Annotated in this window: 28 protein-coding genes and 1 pseudogene; 17 read left to right on the plus strand and 12 right to left on the minus strand. The window is 63.8% G+C overall.

The annotated features are described in order from the left end of the window. Window positions 1–55: 55 nt before the first annotated feature. On the minus strand, window positions 56–688 hold the full coding sequence (locus tag NCS02_RS22650; RefSeq protein WP_250441248.1) for a TetR/AcrR family transcriptional regulator: 633 nt from the start codon (window positions 686–688) through the stop codon (window positions 56–58). 156 nt (window positions 689–844) lie between these two features. Between NCS02_RS22650 and NCS02_RS22655 the strand changes: the two genes are divergently transcribed. Next, the gene (locus NCS02_RS22655) at window positions 845–1,117 is read left to right on the plus strand and encodes a hypothetical protein (protein WP_175982636.1); all 273 of its coding nucleotides are present in this window, start codon (window positions 845–847) and stop codon (window positions 1,115–1,117) included. On the opposite strand, the gene NCS02_RS22660 is transcribed toward NCS02_RS22655, so the two are convergent. From NCS02_RS22660 to NCS02_RS22670, 3 genes are read right to left on the minus strand one after another with little or no spacing between them, the layout of a single operon-like run. Continuing rightward, on the minus strand, window positions 1,110–1,436 hold the full coding sequence (locus NCS02_RS22660) for an AtuA-related protein (protein WP_250436884.1): 327 nt from the start codon (window positions 1,434–1,436) through the stop codon (window positions 1,110–1,112). The genes NCS02_RS22655 and NCS02_RS22660 overlap by 8 nt on opposite strands. Next, window positions 1,423–2,781, minus strand: a complete 1,359-nt coding sequence (locus tag NCS02_RS22665) for an acyclic terpene utilization AtuA family protein (protein ID WP_250436886.1) — start codon at window positions 2,779–2,781, stop codon at window positions 1,423–1,425. The genes NCS02_RS22660 and NCS02_RS22665 overlap by 14 nt, the downstream gene beginning before the upstream one ends. Window positions 2,782–2,793: 12 nt before the next feature. Beyond that, window positions 2,794–4,098, minus strand: a complete 1,305-nt coding sequence (locus NCS02_RS22670; RefSeq protein WP_250481978.1) for a CitMHS family transporter — start codon at window positions 4,096–4,098, stop codon at window positions 2,794–2,796. 98 nt (window positions 4,099–4,196) lie between these two features. Here NCS02_RS22670 and NCS02_RS22675 point away from each other — a divergent pair, with 98 nt between their 5' ends. Continuing rightward, window positions 4,197–5,093, plus strand: a complete 897-nt coding sequence (locus NCS02_RS22675; RefSeq protein WP_250503386.1) for a LysR family transcriptional regulator — start codon at window positions 4,197–4,199, stop codon at window positions 5,091–5,093. Between the two features lie 7 nt (window positions 5,094–5,100). Here NCS02_RS22675 and NCS02_RS22680 read toward each other — a convergent pair whose 3' ends face one another. After that, window positions 5,101–6,159: an NAD(P)-dependent alcohol dehydrogenase gene (locus tag NCS02_RS22680; protein WP_008349042.1), complete on the minus strand. Its 1,059-nt coding sequence runs from the start codon at window positions 6,157–6,159 to the stop codon at window positions 5,101–5,103. Window positions 6,160–6,476: 317 nt separating this feature from the next. On the opposite strand from NCS02_RS22680, the gene NCS02_RS22685 reads away from it, so the two are divergent. After that, the gene (locus NCS02_RS22685) at window positions 6,477–6,797 is read left to right on the plus strand and encodes a hypothetical protein (RefSeq protein ID WP_250457612.1); all 321 of its coding nucleotides are present in this window, start codon (window positions 6,477–6,479) and stop codon (window positions 6,795–6,797) included. Here the strand turns inward: NCS02_RS22685 and NCS02_RS22690 are convergent. Continuing rightward, on the minus strand, window positions 6,788–7,219 hold the full coding sequence (locus tag NCS02_RS22690) for a hypothetical protein (protein WP_250503387.1): 432 nt from the start codon (window positions 7,217–7,219) through the stop codon (window positions 6,788–6,790). The genes NCS02_RS22685 and NCS02_RS22690 overlap by 10 nt on opposite strands. 324 nt (window positions 7,220–7,543) lie before the next feature. Here NCS02_RS22690 and napE point away from each other — a divergent pair, with 324 nt between their 5' ends. The 14 genes and pseudogenes from napE (at window position 7,544) to NCS02_RS22755 (ending at window position 18,204) form a co-directional block, all read left to right on the plus strand. Beyond that, window positions 7,544–7,702 carry a periplasmic nitrate reductase, NapE protein gene (napE, locus tag NCS02_RS22695; protein WP_008349047.1) on the plus strand — a complete coding sequence of 53 codons (159 nt, stop codon included), beginning with the start codon at window positions 7,544–7,546 and terminating at the stop codon, window positions 7,700–7,702. Between the two features lie 25 nt (window positions 7,703–7,727). Then, on the plus strand, window positions 7,728–8,075 hold the full coding sequence (locus NCS02_RS22700; RefSeq protein WP_008349049.1) for a chaperone NapD: 348 nt from the start codon (window positions 7,728–7,730) through the stop codon (window positions 8,073–8,075). After that, window positions 8,047–10,530, plus strand: coding sequence for a periplasmic nitrate reductase subunit alpha (napA, locus tag NCS02_RS22705; RefSeq protein ID WP_250523299.1), 2,484 nt, complete (start codon window positions 8,047–8,049; stop codon window positions 10,528–10,530). Before NCS02_RS22700 ends, napA begins: the two co-directional genes overlap by 29 nt. An 18-nt stretch (window positions 10,531–10,548) precedes the next feature. After that, window positions 10,549–11,031, plus strand: coding sequence for a nitrate reductase cytochrome c-type subunit (locus NCS02_RS22710; protein WP_008349053.1), 483 nt, complete (start codon window positions 10,549–10,551; stop codon window positions 11,029–11,031). 20 nt (window positions 11,032–11,051) lie between these two features. Next, window positions 11,052–11,658: pseudogene (locus NCS02_RS22715) on the plus strand (NapC/NirT family cytochrome c). A gap of 24 nt (window positions 11,659–11,682) precedes the next feature. After that, window positions 11,683–12,306: a cytochrome c biogenesis heme-transporting ATPase CcmA gene (ccmA, locus tag NCS02_RS22720; RefSeq protein ID WP_008349058.1), complete on the plus strand. Its 624-nt coding sequence runs from the start codon at window positions 11,683–11,685 to the stop codon at window positions 12,304–12,306. Beyond that, window positions 12,303–12,971: a heme exporter protein CcmB gene (gene ccmB, locus NCS02_RS22725; protein WP_008349060.1), complete on the plus strand. Its 669-nt coding sequence runs from the start codon at window positions 12,303–12,305 to the stop codon at window positions 12,969–12,971. Before ccmA ends, ccmB begins: the two co-directional genes overlap by 4 nt. Before the next feature lie 5 nt (window positions 12,972–12,976). Next, window positions 12,977–13,720: a heme ABC transporter permease CcmC gene (gene ccmC, locus NCS02_RS22730; RefSeq protein ID WP_250523300.1), complete on the plus strand. Its 744-nt coding sequence runs from the start codon at window positions 12,977–12,979 to the stop codon at window positions 13,718–13,720. Further along, window positions 13,717–13,842, plus strand: a complete 126-nt coding sequence (locus tag NCS02_RS36335) for a hypothetical protein (protein WP_268811663.1) — start codon at window positions 13,717–13,719, stop codon at window positions 13,840–13,842. Before ccmC ends, NCS02_RS36335 begins: the two co-directional genes overlap by 4 nt. After that, the gene (gene ccmE / locus NCS02_RS22735) at window positions 13,839–14,294 is read left to right on the plus strand and encodes a cytochrome c maturation protein CcmE (RefSeq protein WP_250519997.1); all 456 of its coding nucleotides are present in this window, start codon (window positions 13,839–13,841) and stop codon (window positions 14,292–14,294) included. The genes NCS02_RS36335 and ccmE overlap by 4 nt, the downstream gene beginning before the upstream one ends. Beyond that, a complete protein-coding gene (locus tag NCS02_RS22740) occupies window positions 14,291–16,258 on the plus strand; it encodes a heme lyase CcmF/NrfE family subunit (RefSeq protein ID WP_250503391.1) in 1,968 nt (655 codons plus the stop codon). Before ccmE ends, NCS02_RS22740 begins: the two co-directional genes overlap by 4 nt. Then, the gene (locus tag NCS02_RS22745) at window positions 16,255–16,794 is read left to right on the plus strand and encodes a DsbE family thiol:disulfide interchange protein (protein WP_250441239.1); all 540 of its coding nucleotides are present in this window, start codon (window positions 16,255–16,257) and stop codon (window positions 16,792–16,794) included. The genes NCS02_RS22740 and NCS02_RS22745 overlap by 4 nt, the downstream gene beginning before the upstream one ends. Next, window positions 16,787–17,179: a cytochrome c-type biogenesis protein gene (locus NCS02_RS22750; protein WP_008349071.1), complete on the plus strand. Its 393-nt coding sequence runs from the start codon at window positions 16,787–16,789 to the stop codon at window positions 17,177–17,179. Before NCS02_RS22745 ends, NCS02_RS22750 begins: the two co-directional genes overlap by 8 nt. Then, window positions 17,176–18,204 carry a tetratricopeptide repeat protein gene (locus tag NCS02_RS22755; RefSeq protein WP_250503392.1) on the plus strand — a complete coding sequence of 343 codons (1,029 nt, stop codon included), beginning with the start codon at window positions 17,176–17,178 and terminating at the stop codon, window positions 18,202–18,204. The genes NCS02_RS22750 and NCS02_RS22755 overlap by 4 nt, the downstream gene beginning before the upstream one ends. Before the next feature lie 9 nt (window positions 18,205–18,213). Here the strand turns inward: NCS02_RS22755 and NCS02_RS22760 are convergent, their stop codons facing one another. The 6 genes from NCS02_RS22760 to narJ form a co-directional block, all read right to left on the minus strand. Further along, a complete protein-coding gene (locus tag NCS02_RS22760) occupies window positions 18,214–18,435 on the minus strand; it encodes a DUF3079 domain-containing protein (protein WP_250503393.1) in 222 nt (73 codons plus the stop codon). A 127-nt stretch (window positions 18,436–18,562) separates the two neighbouring features. Next, complete coding sequence (locus NCS02_RS22765; protein WP_008349076.1) at window positions 18,563–19,738, minus strand: NAD(P)H-dependent flavin oxidoreductase; 1,176 nt, start codon at window positions 19,736–19,738, stop codon at window positions 18,563–18,565. A gap of 75 nt (window positions 19,739–19,813) precedes the next feature. After that, window positions 19,814–20,482 carry a response regulator gene (locus tag NCS02_RS22770; RefSeq protein WP_175982649.1) on the minus strand — a complete coding sequence of 223 codons (669 nt, stop codon included), beginning with the start codon at window positions 20,480–20,482 and terminating at the stop codon, window positions 19,814–19,816. A gap of 45 nt (window positions 20,483–20,527) precedes the next feature. Next, complete coding sequence (locus tag NCS02_RS22775; RefSeq protein WP_250503394.1) at window positions 20,528–22,378, minus strand: type IV pili methyl-accepting chemotaxis transducer N-terminal domain-containing protein; 1,851 nt, start codon at window positions 22,376–22,378, stop codon at window positions 20,528–20,530. 18 nt (window positions 22,379–22,396) lie between these two features. Next, window positions 22,397–23,080 (minus strand): respiratory nitrate reductase subunit gamma, encoded by a 684-nt coding sequence (gene narI / locus NCS02_RS22780; RefSeq protein ID WP_008349085.1) that lies wholly within the window; start codon window positions 23,078–23,080, stop codon window positions 22,397–22,399. Next, on the minus strand, window positions 23,077–23,754 hold the full coding sequence (narJ, locus tag NCS02_RS22785; protein WP_250503395.1) for a nitrate reductase molybdenum cofactor assembly chaperone: 678 nt from the start codon (window positions 23,752–23,754) through the stop codon (window positions 23,077–23,079). The genes narI and narJ overlap by 4 nt, the downstream gene beginning before the upstream one ends. Window positions 23,755–23,761 lie beyond the last annotated feature (7 nt).

A 23,761-nucleotide genomic window follows, 5' to 3' on the forward strand; every position in this document is an offset into this window, starting at 1 on the left:
CAAGCGCAAGGACACTTTGTTTCGTCGTCGATTGTGACGGCTGCGAACGTTTCGCTCAGCGCTTCGCGCGCAGCGGCAGCGTCGCGATGAACTGATCGACCGCCGCGAAAAGCGCCGCACGCCGCACGCCGTCCTGCGCCTGAATCGACAGACCCGCGAACAATGTCATGCACAGCGCGGCGAGCGCCTGAACATCGGTGCGCGCGTCGAGCTCGCCATTTTCGACGCCCTGCGCGAGCCGCGCCGCGACGATCGACGCGACCTTGCGCCGGCGCTTCTGCATCTCGGCGCGCAATTGCGCGTGCTCGCCGCCGACGGACATCGCGCCCAGAAAGATCATGCAGCCACGCGGAGTCTTCCTGCCGGTGAACAATTCGACGCTCGCGCGGAACATCGCGCGCAGGCCGTCGCGCACGGATTCGTGCGCCTGCAACTGCCTGAGCGCCGCGCCGCCTTCGGCTTCCGTGTACAGCTCGACCGCCTCCCGATACAGATCTTCCTTGCTGCCGAACGCGGCATAGAGGCTCGGCGAATTGATGCCCATTGCTTCGACGAGATCGGCCATCGAACAGGTGTCGTAGCCTTTCGCCCAGAACAGTTCCATCGCGTTTCGCAACGCCGCTTCGCGGTCGAATGCGCGCGGCCGGCCGCGCGCCCTGTGCTGCGTCTCGTGCATTTCCGACGACATGTCTCACTCCTTTTCGATGCCGGCGATTAGTGCGTCCATCGAAATTCTGAATTATGTGTCGATCGTAACAAAATAACTGGACGCTGTCGCGCGCCGATGCTTAAATATCTGTATCGATCGTCACATAAACATCGGAACCATCTCAGGAGTGTCGCCATGAAATCGACTTTGTCCGCGCTCGCAGCCGCTTTGCTGCTGGCAAGCCCGCTGGTGTCGTTTGCGCAAGCCACGGAAACGGCTGCATCGCCTGCGCCGTATTCGGTGTTCGTCGATCAACCCACCGGCTTCACGTTCGTGAAAATGCCGTCGGGCTGGAAGTTCGTCGGCGCGGTCTCGCAGGAAGAGGCGCAGCATGTGCCGGCGAACGTGTTGACGTCGGTGTTGCCCGCGGATTCCGCGCGCAAGATCGACACGGCGTCAGTCAGATAGGCGTTGGGCTGGAAACCGCATCGATTTCGATATCGAGCAAAGCCGAGCTCATCGACTTGCCGTGCGCGTCGAGCGCGAGCGAACGCGTGACGCCGCCGCCGAGCGCATCGCGCAAAACGAAATTGAACGCGTGCAAGAGCGGCAGTTCGTAACGCACGACATCGCCCTTCACGACATCGGCGAGATGCGCTTTCACGCGCTCGGGCGTCAGTTGCGCGCGCAGATGCGCGTAGTGCTTCGCGTCGAAGCAGATCACCGACACGTTCGACGTGTTGCCTTTGTCGCCGGTGCGGCCGTGCGCCAGTTCACGCAGTTTCATCGCTTGCCTCCACGAATTCGAAAAGGGGCTTCACGTGTTCGCGCGCGAGCAGCACGGACTGCACCGCGATGACTTCCCGCGTCGCCTTCGTCACGCCGCCGCCGCCCGCCGGGCCGTTGGTATAGAGCGTTTCGATCTCGTTGCCGATGCGCGCCGCCTCCTTCGCGCTCGACGTGCGTCCCGCGACGCGCACGCGCACTTCATACGGCTCTTCGGCGTTCGATGCGAGCGCGTCGCCGTAAAGCGAATTGACGCCGATGAGGTCGAAGCGCAGTTCGCTCGTATCGATGCACATGATCGACAGCCGTTCGCGCGCGATATCGAGCGCGAGCCGCGCGCGTGCGACCGCGCCCGGACCGCCGTAGGAAATCTGACCTTCGCCGATATAGCCATCGACATAGGCGACCGATGTCTTCAGCGTATCCGTGCGCGCGTGGCCGCGTCCGCCGGTCACGCGCACGCGGTCGCGCGCTTCCTGCGCGACGCGAACTTGCGTGAAATCCGCGACGACGTCCGGCTGAAAATAACGCGCCGGATCGTGAATCTCATAGAGCAGTTGTTCCTTGCACGTCGCTTCGGTCACGCAGCCGCCTGCGTGCGGCACCTTCGTCACGATGACAGAACCATCCGCGCTCACTTCGCCGATCGGGAAGCCGAGACGCGCGAGATCGTTCACGTCCTTGTAACCGGGATCGGCAAAATAGCCGCCCGTCACCTGACCCGCGCATTCGAGCAAATGACCGACGACGGTCGCCTGTCCGAGCGTCGTCCAGTCGTCCATCTTCCAGCCGAATTCGTGGATGAGCGGCGCGGTGAATAGCGACGGATCCGCCACGCGGCCGGTCAGCACGATGTCCGCGCCCGCCGCGAGCGCAGCGACGATCGGCGCCGCGCCGAGATACGCATTCGCCGACACGATGCGGTCCGCGTACGCGCTCACATCGTCGCCGGATTCCTCGAAGCGCAGACGCGAACGCAAAACGACATCGAGCACGTCGTCGCCGGTGACGGCTGCGATTTTCAATCCGTCAAGGCCGAGCTCGCGCGCGATCCTCGCGGTCTTCTTCGCCGCCGCACGCGGATTCGCCGCGCCCATGTTCGAGATGATCCGCACGCCATTTTTCGCCGCGACGGGCAGCACGGCGCGCATGCGCGTTTCGAGCAACGGGTCGTAACCGAGTTCGGGATCGTTGCGGCGCGACTGCTGCGCGATCGCGATCGTGCGTTCGGCAAGGCATTCGAACACGAGATAGTCGAGCGCGCCGTGCTCCGCGAGTTCGACGGCAGGCTCGATGCGATCGCCCGAATAACCCGCGCCCGCGCCGATTCTGATGATGTCTTTCATGGTGCTTTTCCTTTACAGCGGGAACACGCCCAGCACGACGCACGCGATCGTCATGACGACCGACGCGCCGAACAGCAGCGGGAACGTGAACTTCTGATGATCCGCGAGATCGATGCCGCACAAGCCAACGACGAGAAACGTCGCGGGCGTGAGCGGGCTCACGGGAAAGCCGGTCGTCATCTGCCCGAGGAGCGCCGCCTGGCCGACATGCACCGCCGGCACGCCGAGTTGCGACGCCACTTCGGCGATCACCGGCAACACGCCGAAATAGAACGAATCGGGATCGAAAAGCATCGAGAGCGGCATCGACAGCAGGCCGAGCACGACCGGAATGTGGCCGGCAAAAGCGGGCGGCACGAAACCGACCGCCGCCTGCGCCATCGCCTTCAACATGCCGCTGCCTTGCATGATGCCGGTGAACACGCCCGCCGCGAGCAGAATGCCGGCCATCATCAACGCGGCGCGAGCGTGCGCGTCGATGCGCTTTCGCTGCATGTCGACGTTCGGGTAATTCACGATCAGCGCAATGCACAGCCCGACCATGAACATGATGGCGGGCGGAATCTTTTCGCCCATCGCGACCATCGTGCCGAGCACGACGACCGTCAGCACGATGTTGAACCAGAAATTCTTCGGGCGGCGCAGCGACTGTTCTTCGGGCGTCAGTTCGCGCTTCGGAAGCGGAATCGCGCCGTTCGCGCTCGAATAGCCGAGACGCTTTTCCTCGCGGCGGCCGAGCCACCACGCCATGCCGAACACGAACACGAGCCCGACGGCCTGCACCGGAATCAGCGGATTGAACAGCGATGAAATCGGCAGATGCAGCGACGCCGATGCGCGGATCATCGGCCCGGTCCACGGCAGAAAGTTGATGCCCGCCGCCATCGAAACGGCCGCGGCGAGCACGCGCTTGTCCATGTTCAGGCGATCGTAGAGCGGCAGCATCGCGGGAATCGTGACGAGAAAGCAGACGGCGCCCGAGCCGTCCAGATGAATCAGCAGCGCGAGCAGCGTCGTGCCCATCACGATGCGCGTCGGTTTCGTGCCGACCGCGCGCAGGATGCGATCGATGATCGGATCGAGCGTGCCCGCGTCCGTGATCGTGCCGAAGTAAAGGATCGCGAACACGAACATACCGACGACCGGCGCGAGGCTCTTCAATCCGTCGATGACGAACCTGCTCGTCGAAAGCCCGAAGCCGCCGATCAGCGACGCCACGATCGGCACGATGATGAGCGCGACGAGCGGCGACATCCGTTTGGAAAGGATCGCCCCGAGCAGGACGACGATGGTGGCGAGGCCGAGCATCGGCAGCATGAACGTGTCTCCGAATTGTCTTTTGATGCGGTCTAGAGTAAGTTCGGAGCGGCAATTACACAATTGAAACGATTTGATCGCAGCTATCACGGACCATAATGGATCTGAATCTTCGCGATATCCGCGCGCTCGTCGCCGTGGCCGAGGCGGGCAGTTTCACGCGCGCCGCCGAACGCCTGCATTTGTCGCAACCCGCGCTGACCGTGCAGATACGCCGCTTGGAGGAAGCCGTCGGCGCGCGGCTTTTCGACCGCAACAGCCGCAACGTCGCGCTGACGCCGACCGGACGCGAACTGCTGCCGCTCCTGCGCAAGTCGTTGCGCGACATGGAGAACGTGCTGCGCGATGCCCGCGCGATGGGCATCGGCGAAAGCGGCACGATCCGCATCGCGTGCCTGCCGACGTTCGCGGCGAGCGTGTTGCCTGAGTTGATCATCGGCATGAAGCGCGAGGTGCCGCGCGTCGCATTTCAGATTCGCGACGTCGTGGCGAGCACCGTGAATGCGCTCGTGCGCAGCGAGGAAGCCGATATCGGGCTGACCGGCGGCGATGTGGCCGATCCGTTGCTTGAAGTGCTGCATGCGGGCGTGGACCGGCTCGTCGCGGTGTGTCCGAAGGCGCATGCGCTCGCGAAGAAACGCCGCATCGCGCTCGACGAGCTCGCGCATTCGCCGCTCGTGCTCACCGCGCCAGGCACGAGCGTGCGCGCGGTCGTCGACGCCGCGCTCAGCGAGACGCGCGAAACGCTCGAGATAGCGTGCGAGCCGACTTACATGATGACCGCCGTCGCGATGGTGCGCGGCGGCCTCGGCGTGACGATCCTGCCGGAAACCGCGCGCGAGGTGCGCGCGGAACCGGGGCTCGTCGCGAAACCGATCGACCATCCGGCGTTCGTGCGGCCGATCGCCATCGTGAAGAAGCGCGGCAGGACGCTGCCGGCAGTGACGGAACGCTTCGTCGAAAGCATGCGCGAGGCGATGACATCGCCCCGCTGATACAGGCTTACTTTTCCATCGTCGCCATGTCGATCACGAAGCGATACTTCACGTCGCTCTTCAACATGCGCTCGTAAGCCTTGTTGACTTCGTCCATGCGAATCATCTCGATGTCGGACGTGATGCCGTGCTTGCCGCAGAAATCGAGCATTTCCTGCGTTTCCGCGATGCCGCCGATCAGCGAGCCCGCGAGCGAGCGGCGCTTGAAGATCATGTTCATCACCGAAGGCGACGGATGCGGATGCTCCGGCGCGCCGACGAGCGTCATGGTGCCGTCACGCTTGAGAAGCGACATGAACTGATCGAGATCGTGCGACGCGGCGACCGTGTTCAAGATGAAATCGAAGCTGTTCGCGTGCGCGGCCATCTGATCCGGATCTTTCGACACGACGACTTCATGCGCGCCCAGACGCTTCGCATCCTCGATCTTGCCCGGCGACGTGGTGAAGAGCACGACATGCGCGCCCATTGCGGCGGCGATCTTCACGCCCATGTGACCGAGACCGCCGAGACCGACGATGCCCACCTTGTGCCCCTTCTGCACGTTCCAGTGGCGCAGCGGCGAGTACGTGGTGATGCCCGCGCACAGCAACGGTGCAACGGCCGCGAGTTCGAGGTTCTCGGGGATGCTCAGCACGAACGCCTCGTCGACGACGATGTTCGTCGAATAGCCGCCGAAGGTCACGCCGCCCGACTTCTTATCCGGCGAGTTGTAGGTTTGCGTAAAGCTTTCCGGGCTCTCGCAATATTGTTCGAGTCCTTCCTTGCACGCATTGCAGACGCGGCATGAATCGACCATGCAGCCGACGCCCGCCAGTTGCCCGACCTTGAACTTCGACACGTCGGAACCGACTGCCGCGACGCGACCGACGATCTCATGGCCCGGCACGACCGGATAGTTCGTGCCGCCCCATTCGTTGCGCGCCATATGCAGGTCGGAATGACAGACGCCGCAGAACAGAATGTCGATGCGGACATCGTTCGGACCGACATCGCGGCGTTGAATTTCGAGCGGACCGAGCGGCTTGTCGGCTGCGGATGCTGCATAGGAATACGCTTTCAGCATGGTTTGCTTCCCTCTTTGATTTGCATCTGTGAACAGGACCGGCGCTTGCTCCTGCCGGAGAAGCGCGGCTATTGAATCAGACGTGCTGGATGGTCTTTGTGTGCGGCAGCGAACGTTCGCCATCATGCTCCGCCACGCGTTGCGAGCGACTTGCCGATCGCGCCGGTAGTTAGGCGGAGACGCGCAACGTCAGTACTGTATGCCTATCGGGGATTATCTGCCGAAACGACCGCGCGCCAGGCGCGTCGCCGGAGAATTTGACAATCGGCGCCGTGAGGATCGACCTCGCGGCGGAAGCATTTCGAGAGACCAGAACGATGAAAGCGAAAGCCATTACGGCCAGCATCGGCATGCCGGCCGGCGCGGTCAGCGCCGAGTTTCATATCGATACGGGGCGGCTCAGGATCTTCGAGCGCGGCATGCTGCGCGTCGAATTGTTTCCGCCGCAATCGTGGTTCACGGTGGCGTCGGTGGCGGGAAACAGCCGCTGGGGCACGCGGCCGCTGGAAGCGGATATGCGTCTCGTCGTCGAGAGCTTTATCCTGCAGCGCTTCGGCATGAAGGCGTATCGGGGCGAGACTTCCAGCGCGCAACGCGTATTCGATTCGCGATCCGAATCTTTAGCGGATCATCTCTGACTGCGCGCGGGCGGCTGATAGCCCGGAACCTGATGCAGCGCGCAATCGCACGCTGCGGAGAGCGCCGCCAGCCGCTCGATGTTCTCGCGCAAGTCGGCCTGCGTGCGCGCAATCGTTTCACGCAGCGCTTCGACCCGCGGCATGATCTGTTCCGCGATCACGCTGCTTTCTTCTTTCTTCCCGAGCCACGCTTCGGCGTCTTCGCGCGCTTCGCGCAGTTCCATCACCGAGACTTCGGTCTGTGCCTGAAGACGCGCATAGGTTTGCGCGAGTTCGCCGAGCCCCATCGATTCCATGCGTTCGACGAAATCGCGCGTCGAATGCATTGCGAGTTCACCGGCGTCGTAAGCCACGAACTGGGCATCGTCGATTGAAAGCGAGATGCGGCCTTCGGGCGTGGCGAATTCGAGCTTGATCGGCATGATGCGTGGATGTCTGTAATCGAAGAAGTGACCGGATTCTAGAAAGCCGCGCATAAAGCGACATTCAGAACAAGATGAAAGCCATATCGCGCGCGTGAAATGGAGCATTAACGTCATTGCGATTCGTTCGAGCGCGCGAAACGATGCACGGCGATTAATTCGAATTCCGCCACATTTGGCGCGATGGAAATTTATCGACAGTTGCAAAACCCGCCCTCGACGCCGTGCGATTTTCAACTTGAAAAGATGCATTTCTTAAACCAACAATGGATCCATCTTTCGCGCTGGCCACCCCACTTCGCCAACCGAGATCTGACGCGCCCCATGGATGAGAAAGACGAAATACGCAAATCCGAAGAGTTGCGCAGCTTTCTGTTTCTGACCGTCGTCATGGTTCCCGTGCTCACGGTCATGATCATCGCCACTTACGGATTCGCGGTCTGGTTCTATCAGATGCTGATCGGCGGACCGCCACATCATTAACGAGCGTCGCGACTATTTGAATTAAATGGAGCTCAAACCCGTCGATATCAACGATCGTTACGCCGACAAGACCGACGAGTCTTGCGAGTTTCACATAGCCGGCGTCGTTGTATTCGGCCGTATAGAAGCGCTGCAACGAATTACGCGCGCGCTCGCGGCTTTGCCTGGCGCGCAAGTTCACGGATCGAGCGCCGACGGCAAGATCGTTCTCACGCTCGAAAGCGATCGCTCCGCTTGCGTCGCCGAACAATTGCAGGCGGTGCAATCCATTCCCGATGTCATCAGCACCGCGCTCGTCTATCAGCATCACGAAGCCGCCGATCCGCTCACCGAGGACATCGACGATGAAACTGACTCGTCGCGCGTTCATTAAGCAGACGGCCGCCACCACGGCGGCCGCATCCGCGGGCATCACGCTGCCCGACATGCACGCCGTCGCGCAGAGCGACGACATCGCCTGGTCGAAAGCGCCCTGCCGCTTCTGCGGAACGGGATGCGGCGTGCTCGTCGGCGTGAAGGGCAATCAGGTCGTCGCGACACAGGCCGACCCGCAGGCGGAAGTCAACCGCGGACTCAACTGCGTGAAGGGCTACTTCCTCTCGAAGATCATGTACGGCCAGGACCGTCTGACGACGCCGCTCATGCGGATGAAAGACGGCAAATACGACAAGAACGGCGAATTCCTGCCCGTGTCGTGGGATGTCGCGTTCAACGTGATGGCCGAGCAGTTCAAGCGCGTGCTGAAGGAGAAAGGGCCGACGGCCGTCGGCATGTTCGGTTCGGGGCAATGGACCGTCTGGGAAGGCTACGCAGGCGTCAAGCTGATGAAGGCGGGATTTCGCAGCAACAATATCGATCCGAACGCGCGGCATTGCATGGCATCGGCCGTGACGGGCTTCATGCGGACCTTCGGCATGGACGAGCCGATGGGCTGCTACGACGACATCGAAGCCACCGACGCCTTCGTGCTGTGGGGCTCCAATATGGCCGAGATGCATCCGGTGCTGTGGTCGCGCGTGACGGCGCGGCGGCTTTCGAATCAGGACGTGCGCGTCGTCACGCTGTCGACGTTCGAGCATCGTTCGTTCGATCTCGCCGATCAAACCATCGTCTTCACGCCGCAATCCGATCTCGCGATCATGAATTACATCGCGAACTACATCATCAAGAACGGCAAGGTGAACCGCGATTTCGTCGACAAGCACACGAACTTCAAGAAGGGCAACGCGGACATCGGTTACGGGCTGCGGCCCGACCATCCGCTGCAAAAGGCGGCGAAGAACGCGGGCGATCCGAACGGCTCGCAGCCGATCACCTTCGACGAATTCGCGCAGTTCGTCTCGCGCTACGACGCTGCCTACGTGACGAAAATTTCCGGCGTGCCGAAGAACAAGCTCGACCAGCTCGCGCAGTTGTACGCGGACCCGAAGACGAAAGTCGTGTCCTTCTGGACGATGGGCTTCAATCAGCACACGCGCGGAACCTGGGCCAACAACATGGTCTACAACCTGCATCTGCTGACGGGAAAGATATCGACGCCGGGCAACAGCCCGTTCTCGCTGACGGGCCAGCCGTCCGCGTGCGGCACGGCGCGCGAAGTCGGCACGTTTTCGCATCGGCTGCCCGCCGATATGGTCGTGACCAACCCGAAGCATCGCGAGGAAGCGGAGCATATCTGGAAGCTGCCCGCGGGCACCATCCCCGACAAGCCGGGCTTTCATGCCGTGCTGCAAAACCGCATGCTCAAGGACGGCAAGATCAACGCTTATTGGGTGATGGTCAACAACAACATGCAGGCTGCCGCGAATATCAACAACGAAGCGCTGCCGGGGTATCGCAAGGATTCGAATTTCGTCGTCGTGTCGGATGTGTATCCGACGGTCACGGCCGTCGCCGCCGATCTGATCCTGCCATCCGCGATGTGGGTCGAGAAGGAAGGCGCCTACGGCAACGCGGAACGGCGCACGCAGTTCTGGCATCAGCTCGTACAGGCGCCAGGCGGCGCGCATTCGGATCTCTGGCAGATCGTGGAATTCTCCAAGCGCTTTAAGGTCGAGGAAGTCTGGCCCGCCGAACTGCTCGCGAAAAAGCCCGAATACAAGGGCAAGACGCTCTACGACATCCTGTATCGCAACGGCCAGGTCGACAAGTTTCCCGCTTCGCAAGTCGATTCGAAATATCGCAACAACGAGGCTGCGGCGTTCGGCTTCTATATCCAGAAAGGTTTGTTCGAGGAATACGCGAGCTTCGGACGCGGCCACGGCCACGATCTCGCGCCGTTCGACATGTATCACCAGGCGCGCGGCATCCGCTGGCCGGTCGTCGATGGCAAGGAAACACGCTGGCGTTACAAGGAAGGCTCCGATCCGTATGTGAAGGCCGGCGCCGACTGGCAGTTCTACGGCAATCCGGACGGCCGCGCGGTGATCTACGCGCTGCCTTACGAGCCGCCCGCCGAATCGCCGGACAAGGACTATCCGTTCTGGCTCGCGACGGGCCGCGTGCTGGAGCACTGGCATTCGGGATCGATGACGCGCCGCGTGCCCGAGCTGTATCGCGCGTTTCCGAACGCGGTGTGCTTCATGCATCCCGACGACGCCAAAGCGCTTGGCCTGCGACGCGGCGTCGAGGTGCGCGTGATATCGCGGCGCGGCGAGATGCGTACGCGCGTCGAGACGCGCGGCCGCGACAAGCCGCCGCGCGGGCTCGTCTTCGTGCCGTGGTTCGATTCAAGCCAGCTCATCAACAAGGTGACGCTCGACTCCACCGATCCGATCTCGTTTCAGACCGACTACAAGAAGTGCGCGGTCAAGATCGTGCGGGTCTAGGGTCCGGGAGCCGACGCCATGCGTACGTTGACAGCCATCGTCATTGCATCGCTTCTTGCGCTGGCCGTGCTCGCGATCGCGCAGCCCACGGTGCCCAGTCTGCCGTTCCACGATTCGCTGCGCGGCACGGCGCCGCTCGATGAGGAACCGAAAGCCCCGCTCATCGCGCCGACCGAAAACAAGGACGTGATACGCGGACTCAACTACGCACAGCAGCCGCCGACGATCCCGCACAAGATCGACAACTATCAGCTCGACAAGAACGCCAACCGCTGTCTCGGGTGTCACGCGCGCAGCCGCGCCGAGGAAAGCGGCGCGGTGCCGGTGGCGGTGTCGCATTACATGGATCGCGAGGGCGGCGTGTCCGGGCATCTGTCGCCGCGACGCTACTTCTGCACGCAATGCCACGTCCCGCAGGCCGATACGAAACCGCTCGTCGGCAATACGTTCGTCGCCGTCGAAGACGTCAGGCAGCAGCCGGACAAAACCAAGAAGCGATAGACGATAAACAAGCGACCATCATGTGGGCACTGATCAAGCGCTACTGGAATCACCATTCGCCGGCCGAGCCTCTATTACAGCCTCGGCTTTCTGACGCTGGGCGGCTTCGTCGCCGGCGTGGTGTTCTGGGGCGCCTTCAACACGGCGATGGAGCTGACCAACACCGAAGTCTTCTGCACCGGCTGTCACGAGATGCGCGACAACACCTACGCCGAACTGAAGAACACGATCCACTTCAGCAACCGCACGGGCGTGCACGCGAAGTGCTCGGACTGCCATGTTCCCCACAACTGGACCGACAAGATCGCCCGAAAGATGCAGGCGTCGAAGGAAGTGTGGGCGAAGATTTTCGGCGCGGTGAACACGCGCGAGAAGTTCCTCGACAAGCGGCTCGAACTGGCCGAGCACGAATGGGCGCGCTTCAAGGCGAACGACTCGCTCGAATGCCGCAATTGCCACTCGTTCCAGTACATGGACTTCACGCGGCAAAGCCCGCGCGCGCAGCAGGCGCATCAGCGCTTTCTGGAGACTGGCGAGAAGACGTGCATCGATTGCCACAAGGGCATCGCGCATGAACTGCCGAACATGGCGAAGGCGCAAGAAATCGACGACAGAAGGAAGCAGTAAACAACGCCAAGAGAGGAAACATTCATGCTCAGCGCCCGGCAACTCGACGTGATGCGCGGCAGCCGCACGATCGTCGCCGGCGTGAATCTGTGCGTCGATGGCGGCGCGGCGTTGCTCATCCACGGCGCGAACGGCAGCGGCAAGAGCTCGTTGATCGCCGCGCTCGCGGGTCTGTTGCCGCCCGCCGCGGGGAAGGTGTCGTGGCGCGGCGTGAACGTGCGCGACGATCCGGCGCGCTTCAGACGCGACCTCGCGTATCTCGGCCACGCCGACGGCTTCAACGGCGAACTGACGGTCGCGGAAAACCTGCGCTTCGCGGCGTTGCTCGGCGCGAACGCCTTGCACGCGAACGAGCGCGACGTGCTCGAGCGCGCCGGTTTGCAGCCGCTGATGCACGCGCGCCTGAACCGGCTGTCGGAAGGTCAGCGGCGGCGCGTGGCGCTCGCACGGCTCGTGCTCGCGGCCAAGCCGCTGTGGCTGCTCGACGAACCCACCGAAGCCGTCGATGACGCGGGCGCGCTCTGGTTCGCCGCATGCATCGACGATCATCTGCGCGAAGGCGGCGCGCTCGTCGCGACGACGCATCGCCCGCTTGCCGTCGATGCCGCGCGCGCACGTCATCTGCATCTCGAACGGAGCGCGGCATGATCGCGCTGACGCTTCGGGTGATCCGGCGCGAGCTGCTCTTGAACTGGCGCTCGCGCACCGTGACGCTTTCCGTGCTGCTCTTCTTCGTGCTGGCGTCGAGTCTGTTTCCGCTCGGCGTCGGTCCCGATCCGAAGCTGCTGCACGCAATCGCGCCGGGCGTGCTGTGGGTCACGGCGCTGTTCGCGGCGCTGCTTTCGGCTGGCCAGCTCTTCAGCAACGATTTCGCGAGTGGCGCGCTCGAACAGATGCTGCTTTCGCCGCAGCCGCTCGCGGGCATCGTGCTCGGCAAGATCGCCGCGCACTGGATCACGACCGGTCTCGCGCTCGTCGTGCTCGCGCCCGTCGTCGCGCTCGAATACGGGCTCGATGCGCGCACGATCCTCATGCTGATGGCGTCGCTCCTGATCGGCACGCCGCTGCTTTCGCTGATCGGTTCGATGGGCGCGGCGCTCACGCTCGGCGTTCGCGGCGGCAGCGTCGTGCTCGCATTGCTGATTCTGCCGCTCTACGTGCCGGTGCTCGTATTCGGCGTCGGCGCGGCCGATCCCGCCGCGAGCGCCGCATGGGCGAACGCGAATTTCTCGCTGCTCGCGGCGGCGTTGTGCATCGCGCTATGGCTGTGTCCGTTCGCGAGCGCGGCGGCCCTGCGCATATCGATGGAATAGCGCCTATGAACTGGTTCCGCTACGCGTCCGCCCGCAACTTCGAACGCTTCGCCGCGCGCGCGACGCCGTGGTTCGCGTTCGCGTCGGTCGTGTTCATCGCGATGGGACTCGTGATCGGCCTCGGCGTCGCGCCCGCCGATGCGCTGCAACGCGACATCTACCGCATCATGTTCGTGCATGTGCCCGCCGCGTGGATGTCGATGCTCATCTACTTCGTGATGGCCGCGTACAGCGCGCTGCATCTCGCGATGAACGCGCGCCTTTCCGCGATGATGGCCCGCGCGCTCGCCCCGACCGGCGCGTCGTTCACGGCGATCGCGCTGATTTCGGGCGCGTTGTGGGGCAAGCCGACGTGGGGCACATGGTGGGTCTGGGACGCGCGGCTCACGTCGGAGTTGATCCTGTTCTTCCTGTACGTCGGCTATCTCGCGCTGCACGCGGCCATCGACGGCACCCGCCGCGCCGATCGCGCGTGCTCGGTGCTCGCGCTGATCGGCGTCGTGAATGTCCCGATCATCTATTTTTCCGTGCAATGGTGGTACACGCTGCATCAAGGACCGTCGCTCGGATTCGGCAGCGGCGTCGCGATGAAAACGTCGATGGCTCGGGGCATCGTCCTGATGACGGCGGGATTCTGGTCGTATGCGATCGCCGTGGCGTTGGCGCGCGCGCGCGTCATCCTGCGCGCGGCCGAACGCGTGCGCGCGAGCGACGAGCGTCCGTCGCGAATCGAGGAGCGTGCCGCATGAACACGCTCGCATCCGTCCCGACGATGCTCGCCGCGAATCCGCTGCTTTGCGCCGCGTTCGCGATCACTTTTCTGCTGATGGGCGCGGAGGCGTGGCTCGTCCACCGCGCGCTGCGCCGATGAAAGCGCGCCATCGCCGCTTCGCGTTCATCGCGCTCGGCCTCGCGAGCGCCGCGCTCGCGTGCGCGTTCGTGCTCAACGCGTTCCGCGCCAACGTGATGTTCTTCGTCAGCCCGAGCGAGATCGCGTCGCACGAGGAAACGCGCACGCAGCGCTTCCGGCTCGGCGGACTCGTCGAACGCGGATCGCTCTTGAAGCACGCCGACAGCCGCACGGTGAGCTTCGTCGTCACGGACGGGCGCGCGTCGATTCCTGTCGTCTACACGGCCGCGCTGCCCGATCTCTTTCGCGAAGGCAGCGGCGTCGTCGCGCAAGGCACGCTCGGCGCCGACGGACGTTTTCACGCCGACGAAGTCCTGGCCAAGCACGACGAAAAGTACACGCCGCCGCCACTCGAACGCGCGCTGCGTGAAGCGCGCGCATCGGCGGACGGGAACGCGGGAGCGCGCCGATGATCCCCGAGATCGGCCATTTCGCGCTCATCCTCGCGATGCTGCTCGCGCTCGTCGCGGGCATCGTGCCGATGCTCGGCGCGCGACTTGCCATCGAAGGATGGATGCGCGTCGCCGCGCCCGCCGCGTGCGGGCAATTCGGCTTCGTCGCGATCGCGTTCGGCTGTCTCGCGGCGTCGTTTCTCGACGACGATTTTTCCGTGATCTACGTCGTCGGCAATTCGAACTCGGCGCTGCCGGCCATTTACCGGTTCACCGCGGTCTGGGGCGGTCACGAAGGCTCGCTGCTGCTGTGGGCGCTGCTGCTCACGCTCTGGATGAGCGCGGTCGTGTGCTTCGGCAAGCGCCTGCCGTTGCCGTTCGCGGCGCGCGTGCTCGGCGTGATGAGCTGGATCGACGCGGGCTTTCTGCTTTTCATGCTGCTGACGTCGAATCCGTTCACGCGCATCATGCCGCCCGCGATGAACGGCCGCGATCTCAATCCGCTGTTGCAGGATCCCGGCATGGTGATTCATCCGCCGCTGCTGTACATGGGCTACGTCGGCTTTTCGGTGGCGTTCGCGTTCGCCATCGCCGCGCTGCTCGATGGCAAGCTCGACGCCGCCTGGGCGCGCGCCTCGCGCGCGTGGACGCTCGCCGCGTGGATGTTCCTGACGCTCGGCATCATGCTCGGCAGCGCGTGGGCGTACTACGAACTCGGCTGGGGCGGATGGTGGTTCTGGGATCCGGTCGAAAACGCGTCGTTCATGCCGTGGCTCGTCGGCACCGCGCTGATTCATTCGCTCGCCGCGACCGCCAAGCGCGGCGCGTTTCGCGCGTGGAGCGCGCTGCTCGCGATCTGCGCGTTCTCGCTCTCGTTGCTCGGCACGTTTCTCGTGCGCTCGGGCGTCGTGACATCGGTGCACGGCTTCGCGTCCGATCCGGCGCGCGGCGTGTTCATCCTCGCGTTGCTCGCGCTGTTTTCGGGCGGCGGTCTCGCGCTGTTCGCGTGGCGCGCGCCGCGAGCCGTGTCGGCGGTCGCTTTCGAGCCCGTATCCCGCGAGGCGTTGCTGCTGTCGAACAATCTGCTGATGCTCGTCGCCGCTGCATCGGTGATGCTCGGCACGCTCTATCCGATGGTCCTCGACGCGCTCGATCTCGACAAGATTTCCGTCGGCGCGCCGTACTTCGACAGCGTGTTCGTCCCGCTGATGACACCCGCGATCTTTCTGATGGGCGTCGGGCCGCTCGCGCGCTGGAAGGCCGCGCGTCTGCCGCAGCTTGCCGTGCGGCTGCGCTGGGCCGCGCTCGTGAGCGTGGCGAGCGCGTTCGTGCCCGGCGTGTCGCGTCCGTTCGTGAGCCTCGGCTTGCTGCTCGCCGCGTGGACGTTCGCGACGATCGCGACGAGCGTGATCGAGCGCATCATCAAGGGACGGCAGCGCGTGCGGCTCGCGACCGTCGGCATGTGGCTCGCACACGCGGGCGTCGGCGTGTTCGTCGTCGGCGTGACGATGGTGAAGGGCTTTCCCGTCGAACGCGACGCGCGGCTCGCGCCCGGCGAGAGCGTCGATGCGGGCGGATATCGCTTCCGGCTCGGCGACGTGCGCGCGATCGACGGACCGAACTATCGCGCGACGCGTGCGACGATCGCGGTGACGCGCGACGGCAAAGCTATCGCGACACTGCATCCGGAGAAACGCGAATTCCTCGTCTCCAACACGCCGACGACCGAAGCCGCGATCGATCGCGGCGTGCTGCGCGATCTGTACGTCGCGCTCGATCAGCCGGCGGGCGGCGGCGCGTGGACCGTGCGCATCCAGATCAAGCCGTTCGTGCGCTGGATCTGGGGCGGCTGCGTGTTGATGGCGCTCGGCGGCCTGCTCGCGGCGGCGGATCGGCGTTACGCAAAGCTGCGCGCGCCGCAACGGGCCGCCGCCGTTGCGATTGCCGTGGAACCGCCGCGAAGCATCGGCGAGACAGGACGATGAAGCGCTTTCTGATTCCGCTCGCCGTGTTCGGTCTGCTCGTCGCGGTGCTCGCGGCCGGATTGCGCCACGATCCGCGTCGCCTGCCTTCCGCGCTCATCGGCAAACCCGCGCCGGAGTTCGATCTGCCGCGTCTCGATGCCGCGAACCGGACGATGTCGTCGCACGCGCTGCGCGGACAGGTGTGGATTCTGAACGTGTGGGCGTCGTGGTGCGAAGCGTGCCGCGATGAGCATGCCGTCCTGATGGATTTCGCGGCGAGCGGCGCGGCGCCGGTGTACGGCCTGAACTACCGCGACGAACGTGCGCCCGCGCTGCAATGGCTGAAGGCGGCGGGCAATCCGTACGTGACGTCGTTCGTCGATCGCGACGGGCGCACCGGCATCGACTATGGCGTGTACGGCGTGCCGGAGACGTTCGTGATCGATCGCGCGGGCGTCGTGCGCTATCGGCAGGCGGGACCGCTCACGCGCGCGTCGATCGATGGCGTGATTGGTCCGCTCGTCGGCAAGCTGCAAAAGGAGAACGCGCGTGATTAGGCGGCTCGCGTGGATGATCGCTGCGTGCATCGGGTGCGCTCAGGCGCAGCAATCGCCCGATGACGAACGCGCGCGCCATCTCGCGGAGCATTTCCGCTGCGTCGTGTGCCAGAACCAGAGCCTCGCCGATTCGACCGCCGATCTCGCCGCCGATCTGCGCGCGCGCATTCGCGAGCAAGTCGGGCAAGGCGCGAGCGACGAGCAGATTCAGGCGTACATGGTGCGCCGATACGGCGACTTCGTGCTGTATCGGCCGCCCGTGAAGCCCGTCACGTGGGCGCTGTGGTTCGGGCCGTTCGCCGTGCTCGCGGCGGGCGCGGTTGCGATGGCGCTGCATATCCGGCGCGCGCATCAGACCCGAAGAAAAAGGAGCATGAGCCGATGATCCCGTTCTGGCTGATCGTTGCCGCGATGCTCTTCGCCGCGCTCGCATGCGTCGTGCCGCCGCTGTTGCGCGCGCGCGTCGCGAATCAGCGAACGACGCACGCCGCGCTCGCCGGCTTGCTGGTCGCGCTCGTGCCGGCGTCCGCGCTGACGCTTTACATGCGTGTCGGCGATCCGGCGGCGCTCGCGATTCAAGCGGCGGCGGGTTCATCGGTGAGCGAACACGCGGACACGCCCCGGTCGATGGAAGCGGCCGTCAGTCTTCTGGCCGCGCGGTTGCGGCGCAATCCCGACGACGCCCAAGGCTGGACGATGCTCGCGCGTTCGTACATGGTGCTGACGCGCGCCGACGATGCCGCGCAGGCGTATCGGCGGGCGGTTGCGCTGAATCCGCGCGATGCCGAATTGCTTGCCGATTACGCCGATGCCATCGCGAGCGCGACCGGCGGCGATCTCAACGACGCGGCGCTGAAGGTCATCCACTCGGCGCTCGCGCTCGACGCGACGCAGCCGAAAGCGCTGGCGCTGGCTGCATCGGCGGCATTCGACCGGCGCGAATACACGCAAGCCATCGGATACTGGGAGCGTTTGAGGCAGGTGCCGGATCTCGCGCCGCAGATCGCGCAGCAGGCGCAGAAGAATATCGACGAAGTGCGGGCGATCGCGGACGGCACCGGTTCGGCGTCGATCGAAGTCCGCGTGCAGTTGAGCCCTGAGTTCGCGTCGCGCGTCCGTCCAACGGATACGGTCTTCGTCTACGCGCTCGCCGACGATGGCTCACGCATGCCGATCGCGGTCCAGCGCCTGAGCGCGAACCAGCTTCCTGCGACGGTTTATCTCAACGATTCAATGTCGATGACGCCGAACCGCCGCCTCTCGGATTTCGAGCGCATCGACATCGCTGCGCGCGTGTCGGCGTCCGGGAAAGCGCGGCCATCGCCCGGCGATCTGAGCGGATCGAGCGGACGGGTATCGACGAAAGATGCGGGCGTGATTGAACTGACGATCGGCGAAATCGTGCGCTGAAGTCGCGATTCAGCGCGCTTTGGCGACGGACGGTTGAATCGACTTGGCGTTGTCGGCGATTTCGAGGCCCCACTCGCCTTGCTCGTACCAGTCTTCGCCAAGCAACTCGGCCGGATGCTGCGCCCGGCTCGAACCGTTTCCGCAACGCATGGCGTCCGTCGCGCAATAGTGATCGCAGCCCCAGCAATTGCGCTCGGGATGCTTTGGGTTCAGGGGAAAGCGCTTCGACATCGTGCGGTACTCCGTGGATTGCGGCGTGCGAGCCAATCGGCATCAAGCCTAAGATCGGCCCCGTTCCGAGCCAATAGGAACGGGACGATCGGTCACGGCTCGCAGCGAAACACGATGTTTCCGCTTCTCAGCACGCCGCCGGGGACGATTTCGTCGCGCCCGTCAACAGGAGTTCGATCAGATCGCGCACGTTGCGGATCGCTGCGCCGAACGGCAGTTTTTCGCGCCCGCGGAAGAACAGTCCATTGCCGACGTCGCCCCGCAATGCCGCGGCAAGCCGCGTATCGATGCAGAAATGCCCGAATTTCTCGATGCCATCGCGCAAGCCGCACGCGCTCAGGCATTCGAGCGCCGACGGACACGTCTGTTTGCGCGCGCCGATTTTCGTTCGAATGCGTTCTTCGTTACGCAGATAGCGCATGAGCCACGGCGTCTTGACGGCGCGCGCGGGCAGGCCGGTCACGCTGATGAACTCGACGATATCGTCGGGCTCCGCCTCGACCAGCACGCGCTTGAACTCCGGATGCGCGTCGCCTTCCTCGGTGACGGCGAACGGCGTGCCGACCTGCACGCCGTTGGCGCCGGCCGTGAGCCACTTGCGCACGGCTTCATGGCTGTTGATGCCGCCCGCGACGATCACCGGCACGTCTTCGCGCTTGAGTCCGAGCGCCGCAAACGATGCATCGAGTTCCTTCAGAACGCGCTCGAAGCCGAAGCGCTCGTCGTTCATATCGGCGACGTCCGCGACGCCGAGATGGCCACCCGCGTGTCCGGGATGCTCGATCACGATGGCGTCGGGCAAGCGGCCTTTCTTCATCCATTTCTTGAGGACGAGCGTGACGCCGCGGCTATCGGAGAGAATCGGAATGAGCGCGATATCGCAACCTTGCGTGAGATCGGGCAAGTCGAGCGGCAGGCCCGCGCCCATCACGATGGCATCGGCGCCCTCTTCGCACGCCACGCGCACGTAATCGGCGTGCGCGCTCACGGCTTTCATCACGTTCACGGCGATCATGCCGCGTCCTTGCGACAACTCGCGCGCCGACTTGATCTCGCGCGCGAGCGCGATGAGGTTGGCGCGCTCGAGCGTCGGCCGCGAGTGGTCTTCGCGGCACATGGCGAGCAAGTCTTCGTGATGATGACGCAAGTCGATGCTCGCGATGGTGCCGACCGCGCCTTCTCGCGCGACGCTGCCCGCGAGCCGATGCGCGGAAATGCCGACGCCCATGCCGCCCTGCACGATCGGCAGCAGATTGCGGCCGCGAATCGTGAGCGGCGCGAAAGAATGATCGTGAGAGGTCATGGGCAAATCAGTTTGATGTGAATTCATGGTGTACAGCTTGATGTGATCCGAGCTTCGATGCAGCGCGACGACCGTTCAAACGGCTTCCGTTGCCTGCACCGCATCGTGCCCGACCGCGTAGATCGCGACCTGCACGCGGCTCGTGAGATTGAGCTTGCGCAAAATGTTGCGCACGTGGATCTTCACCGTGCTTTCCGCGAGCATCAGCGAGCGCGCGATTTCCTTGTTGCTTGCACCGTGCGACAGTTCGCGCATGATGTCGCGCTCGCGCGTAGTGAGTGGATCGGCGGCGACCGCTGGAGCGGGAACCGGCGCGGCCTTCGGTGCACGCATGCTTGCGATGAGCTTCGCCGTCATGTCGTCCGCGATGACGGGCTGGCCCCCCGCCGCCTTGCGGATCGCGCTTGCGAGCGTCTCCGTTTCGATGCTCTTGAGCAGATAGCCGCACGCGCCATCGCGCAATGCCAATGAAAGTTCGTCGAGATCTTCGGATACGGTCAGCATGACGACCGCCGTTTCCGGTACGTCCTGCACGAGCAACTTGAGCGTTTCGAGGCCGGATAGTCCGGGCATGTTGAGATCGAGCAAAATCACGTCCGGGCGAAATTGCTTGGCGCGCTTGAGACCTTCGAGCCCGTCGGACGCTTCGCCGACGACTTCGAAGTCTGACTGCCGTTGCAGGAGCGCGTGAACGCCTGAGCGAAATAACGCGTGGTCGTCGATCAACAGAATGCGGATGGTCATGACACAACTCGAAGCAACTCTCGAAGCGAGCGCGCGTGACCATATTCAGACAGCCTGACGCGCCGGGGCGGGCAAGACGAGTTCGACGCGCGCCCCGCATGCTGGCGCTCCGGTCAGCCGCAGAATTGCGCCGAGCCTTTGCGCGCGCTCGCGCATGATATGAAAGCCGATATGCGTCTCGCCAAGGACGGCCATCTCCTTTGGATCGTAGCCCTGACCATCATCTTCGACAAGGAGGCTAAAGTCACGACCATTGACGATCGTCACGAAAACGCGCTGAGCTTCCGCGTGTTTGCGAATGTTCGACAGCGCCTCCTGCAAAATGAAAAGCACTTGCAACTGCTGATCCGGCGGCAAGGGCAAGCCGCCTTCCTCCCGATAATCGAGCGATGGCGCAATGCCCGTTTGCATGCCAAAGCGTTCGACGGATTCGTTTACCGCCCGCCTCAGATCGCCGGTGCCGAGCCTGGTGCGGAAATTCATCAGGAGTTCCCGCACGTCGTCGTAGCTTTCCGCCAATCCGCCTGTAAGCATAGGCACGATCTCGCGGATTTCGTCCATGCGTTCTTCGCGCGTGGCCGCATCCAGAAGATGTACCTGCATCTTCATGAAGTTCAGGCTTTGCGCGATGCTGTCATGCAAGCCCTGCGCAACGAGATTTCGCTCCTCCGACACCGCAAGCTGCCGCGCCAATGCCGCAAGCCGTCGGTTCTTGAGCGCTGTGCCGAAGTGCGTGCCGAGTGTTTCGAGCAAGTGCGCTTCGGTTGCGGGAATAGTCCGCTCGCCGCCGAAGTGCAGCGAGAACGCGCCGAGCTTCTCGCCTTGCGAAACGATGCTGAACGCCGCGACGCTCGCGAAACCCGCGCGTTGGCATGAACGCTGCGCGCATGCGCAGGCGTCTGCGGCGAAGCAACTTTCATCCTGAAGCAGCGCGGCCGGCAATCCTTCCGAGCCGATCAGACGCACTTGACCATCTTCGGTGAAGAGACGAACCGCCGCGCCGTCGGCGTCGAATTGACGCATGAGGCGTGCAAGAAAGCCTCGGCACAGCGCATCGACGTCATTCGGCTGATTCACGAACGCCGCCATTTCATAAAGGGCCGTCAGTTCGCGGTTCTGCGCGGCCAGCTCGGCGGTCTTCGCTTCGACCCGGCCCGCAAGGTCGCGATAGAGCGTCTGCAATTCCGCGGCCATGCGATTGAAGCCCGCGGCAAGATGTCCGAACTCGTCCTGCGTTTCGACGGGCAGACGCGCATCGAACTCGCGTGCCTCGATGCGCGCAAGCCCGTCCTGCAAGCGCTGAACGGGCACGACGATCCACAAGAAGAGCAAATAGACGATCGCCGCGGTGCCGATACACGCCATCGCCGCAAGCGCCATCTGCGACGTGCGCAGCCACGCGGTCTTGCGTGCGTTCTCCCGCTCGATCAAGCCGACGAGGTCGTCGGCGCCAGTGACGAAAGTGCGCAATTGCAGCAGATAGCGCGCCACCGCCTGTGGGTCTGCGCTCGCCATGCCCTCGCGAACATCGGGTTCGAGTCGCGAATGCCACGCGTTCGCGACGTGATCGAACTGTCGGCGCACATCGACATCGTCTGGAAGGAAGAGCGGGCGCGCTGGATCGCCTTTACGCAGGCGGTCGAGCGTTGCGTTCATCTGCTCGATCTGCAGTTGCAGCAACGGCGATGGCGCCTTTTCACCCTTCAATAGCGCAATCGCGACTGCGTTCGCGCGCATGCGCAGGCTGCCTGCGTCGTTGATCGCGGCGCCTGCACCCTGCAGTTGCCATGAGAGCCAGAGTGTCCCGCCGATCATCGCGAGCACGAGAACCAGCGACACCATCGACAGCGTGACGATGCGTGTGGTTAGACGTTCGCGAAACGACGACAGGAACATGCTTCTCGATCAAGGGAATCAGCGGCTGCGGACCAATTGCCAGGCCCGTCCAAGATAGCCGAGCGAAGCGAAGCCGCTCCACACATGCACGAGACGCGTGAACGGGAATATCACGAAGAGACTCATGCCCATGAACAAATGTATACGGAAGAGCAGCGGCGCATCTGCGACATAGTGCGCGGCATCGGCTCTGAACGTGAAGATGTGCTGGGCCCAGGTCATGAGCCGCACCATCATCGAGCCGTCCATGTGACCGGCCGATACGCCAATCGTCGATAGACCCAGGAGCAGCGTGATCAAGATCCACAGCAACAACACGCGGTCGCCGACTTTCGTCACGGCGGACAGGCGCGCGCTCGTCAAGCGTCGATGCAGCAGGATCAGCAAGCCTGCGAGGCATAACGTGCCCATTACACCCCCAGCGATCATTGCGAATACCTGCTTGACGCTATGCTCGACGCCGAGCGCGTCCCATACGGCGACCGGCGTGAGCAGGCCGACGAGATGCCCGAAGAACAGCCCGAGAATCCCGACGTGAAACAAGATGTTGCCAAGTCTGAGATTGCCGCGATCGACGAGTTGGGTGCTATCCGCCTTCCACGAATATTGCTCGCGTTCGAAACGCACGAAGCTGCCGAAGAGAAAGATGCTGGCGGCGATATACGGATAGATACCGAAAAAGAAGGAGTTGAGCATGTTCATCGTGCGTCCTTTGCGGCAAGAGCGGCCGCGCCGGCAGTCATTGCGCCGCGCGGATGAAAGCGAATGGTCTGCGTATCCTGGCGCATGTGCGGTGCGAGCAGCGGCTCGACGCCGTCCGCGCCGGGACCGAAGGTTTCGAGCATTTCGTCCATGTCGCGCACGGGCGGCTGCGCGAGCGGACGCGGGTCGACCGTCGCGAGCTCGCGCAACACCGCGAAAACCGTGGCATACGGGCTCTCATTGCGCGCGAGACGTTCACCGATGGCATCGAGCACATGAATGGCGTCATTGAGCAGCGACTGCGCGCGGGCCGGCTCGATCGCGCCCAGCGCTTCGAGAAAAAGCGGCACGTAGTCGGGCAATTCGTTCGTTTCGATATCGAGGCCGAGACCGCGATACTCGTCGAGCAGATCGACCATCGCCTGACCGCGATCGCGGCTTTCGCCATGAACGTGTTCGAACAGATGCAGCGAATGCGACGGATTGCGGTCGAACGTGGCCACGTATGTAAGTTGCACTTCGATCAGCGGACGCTTCAGCGACGCGATGAGCGGTGCAAGGCGCGTTTGGGCCTGCGGCCAGTCGTGCAACGCGGCTTCGATTTCTGGCAGCGCGTCAAGAAGCGCGGGCTCGGGATAATCGAGCAGCGCGGAAAGTATGGAATATAGCGACATGTGTGAT

This window comes from Caballeronia sp. NCF2 (genome assembly GCF_023631205.1).
GTDB lineage: Bacteria > Pseudomonadota > Gammaproteobacteria > Burkholderiales > Burkholderiaceae > Caballeronia > Caballeronia zhejiangensis.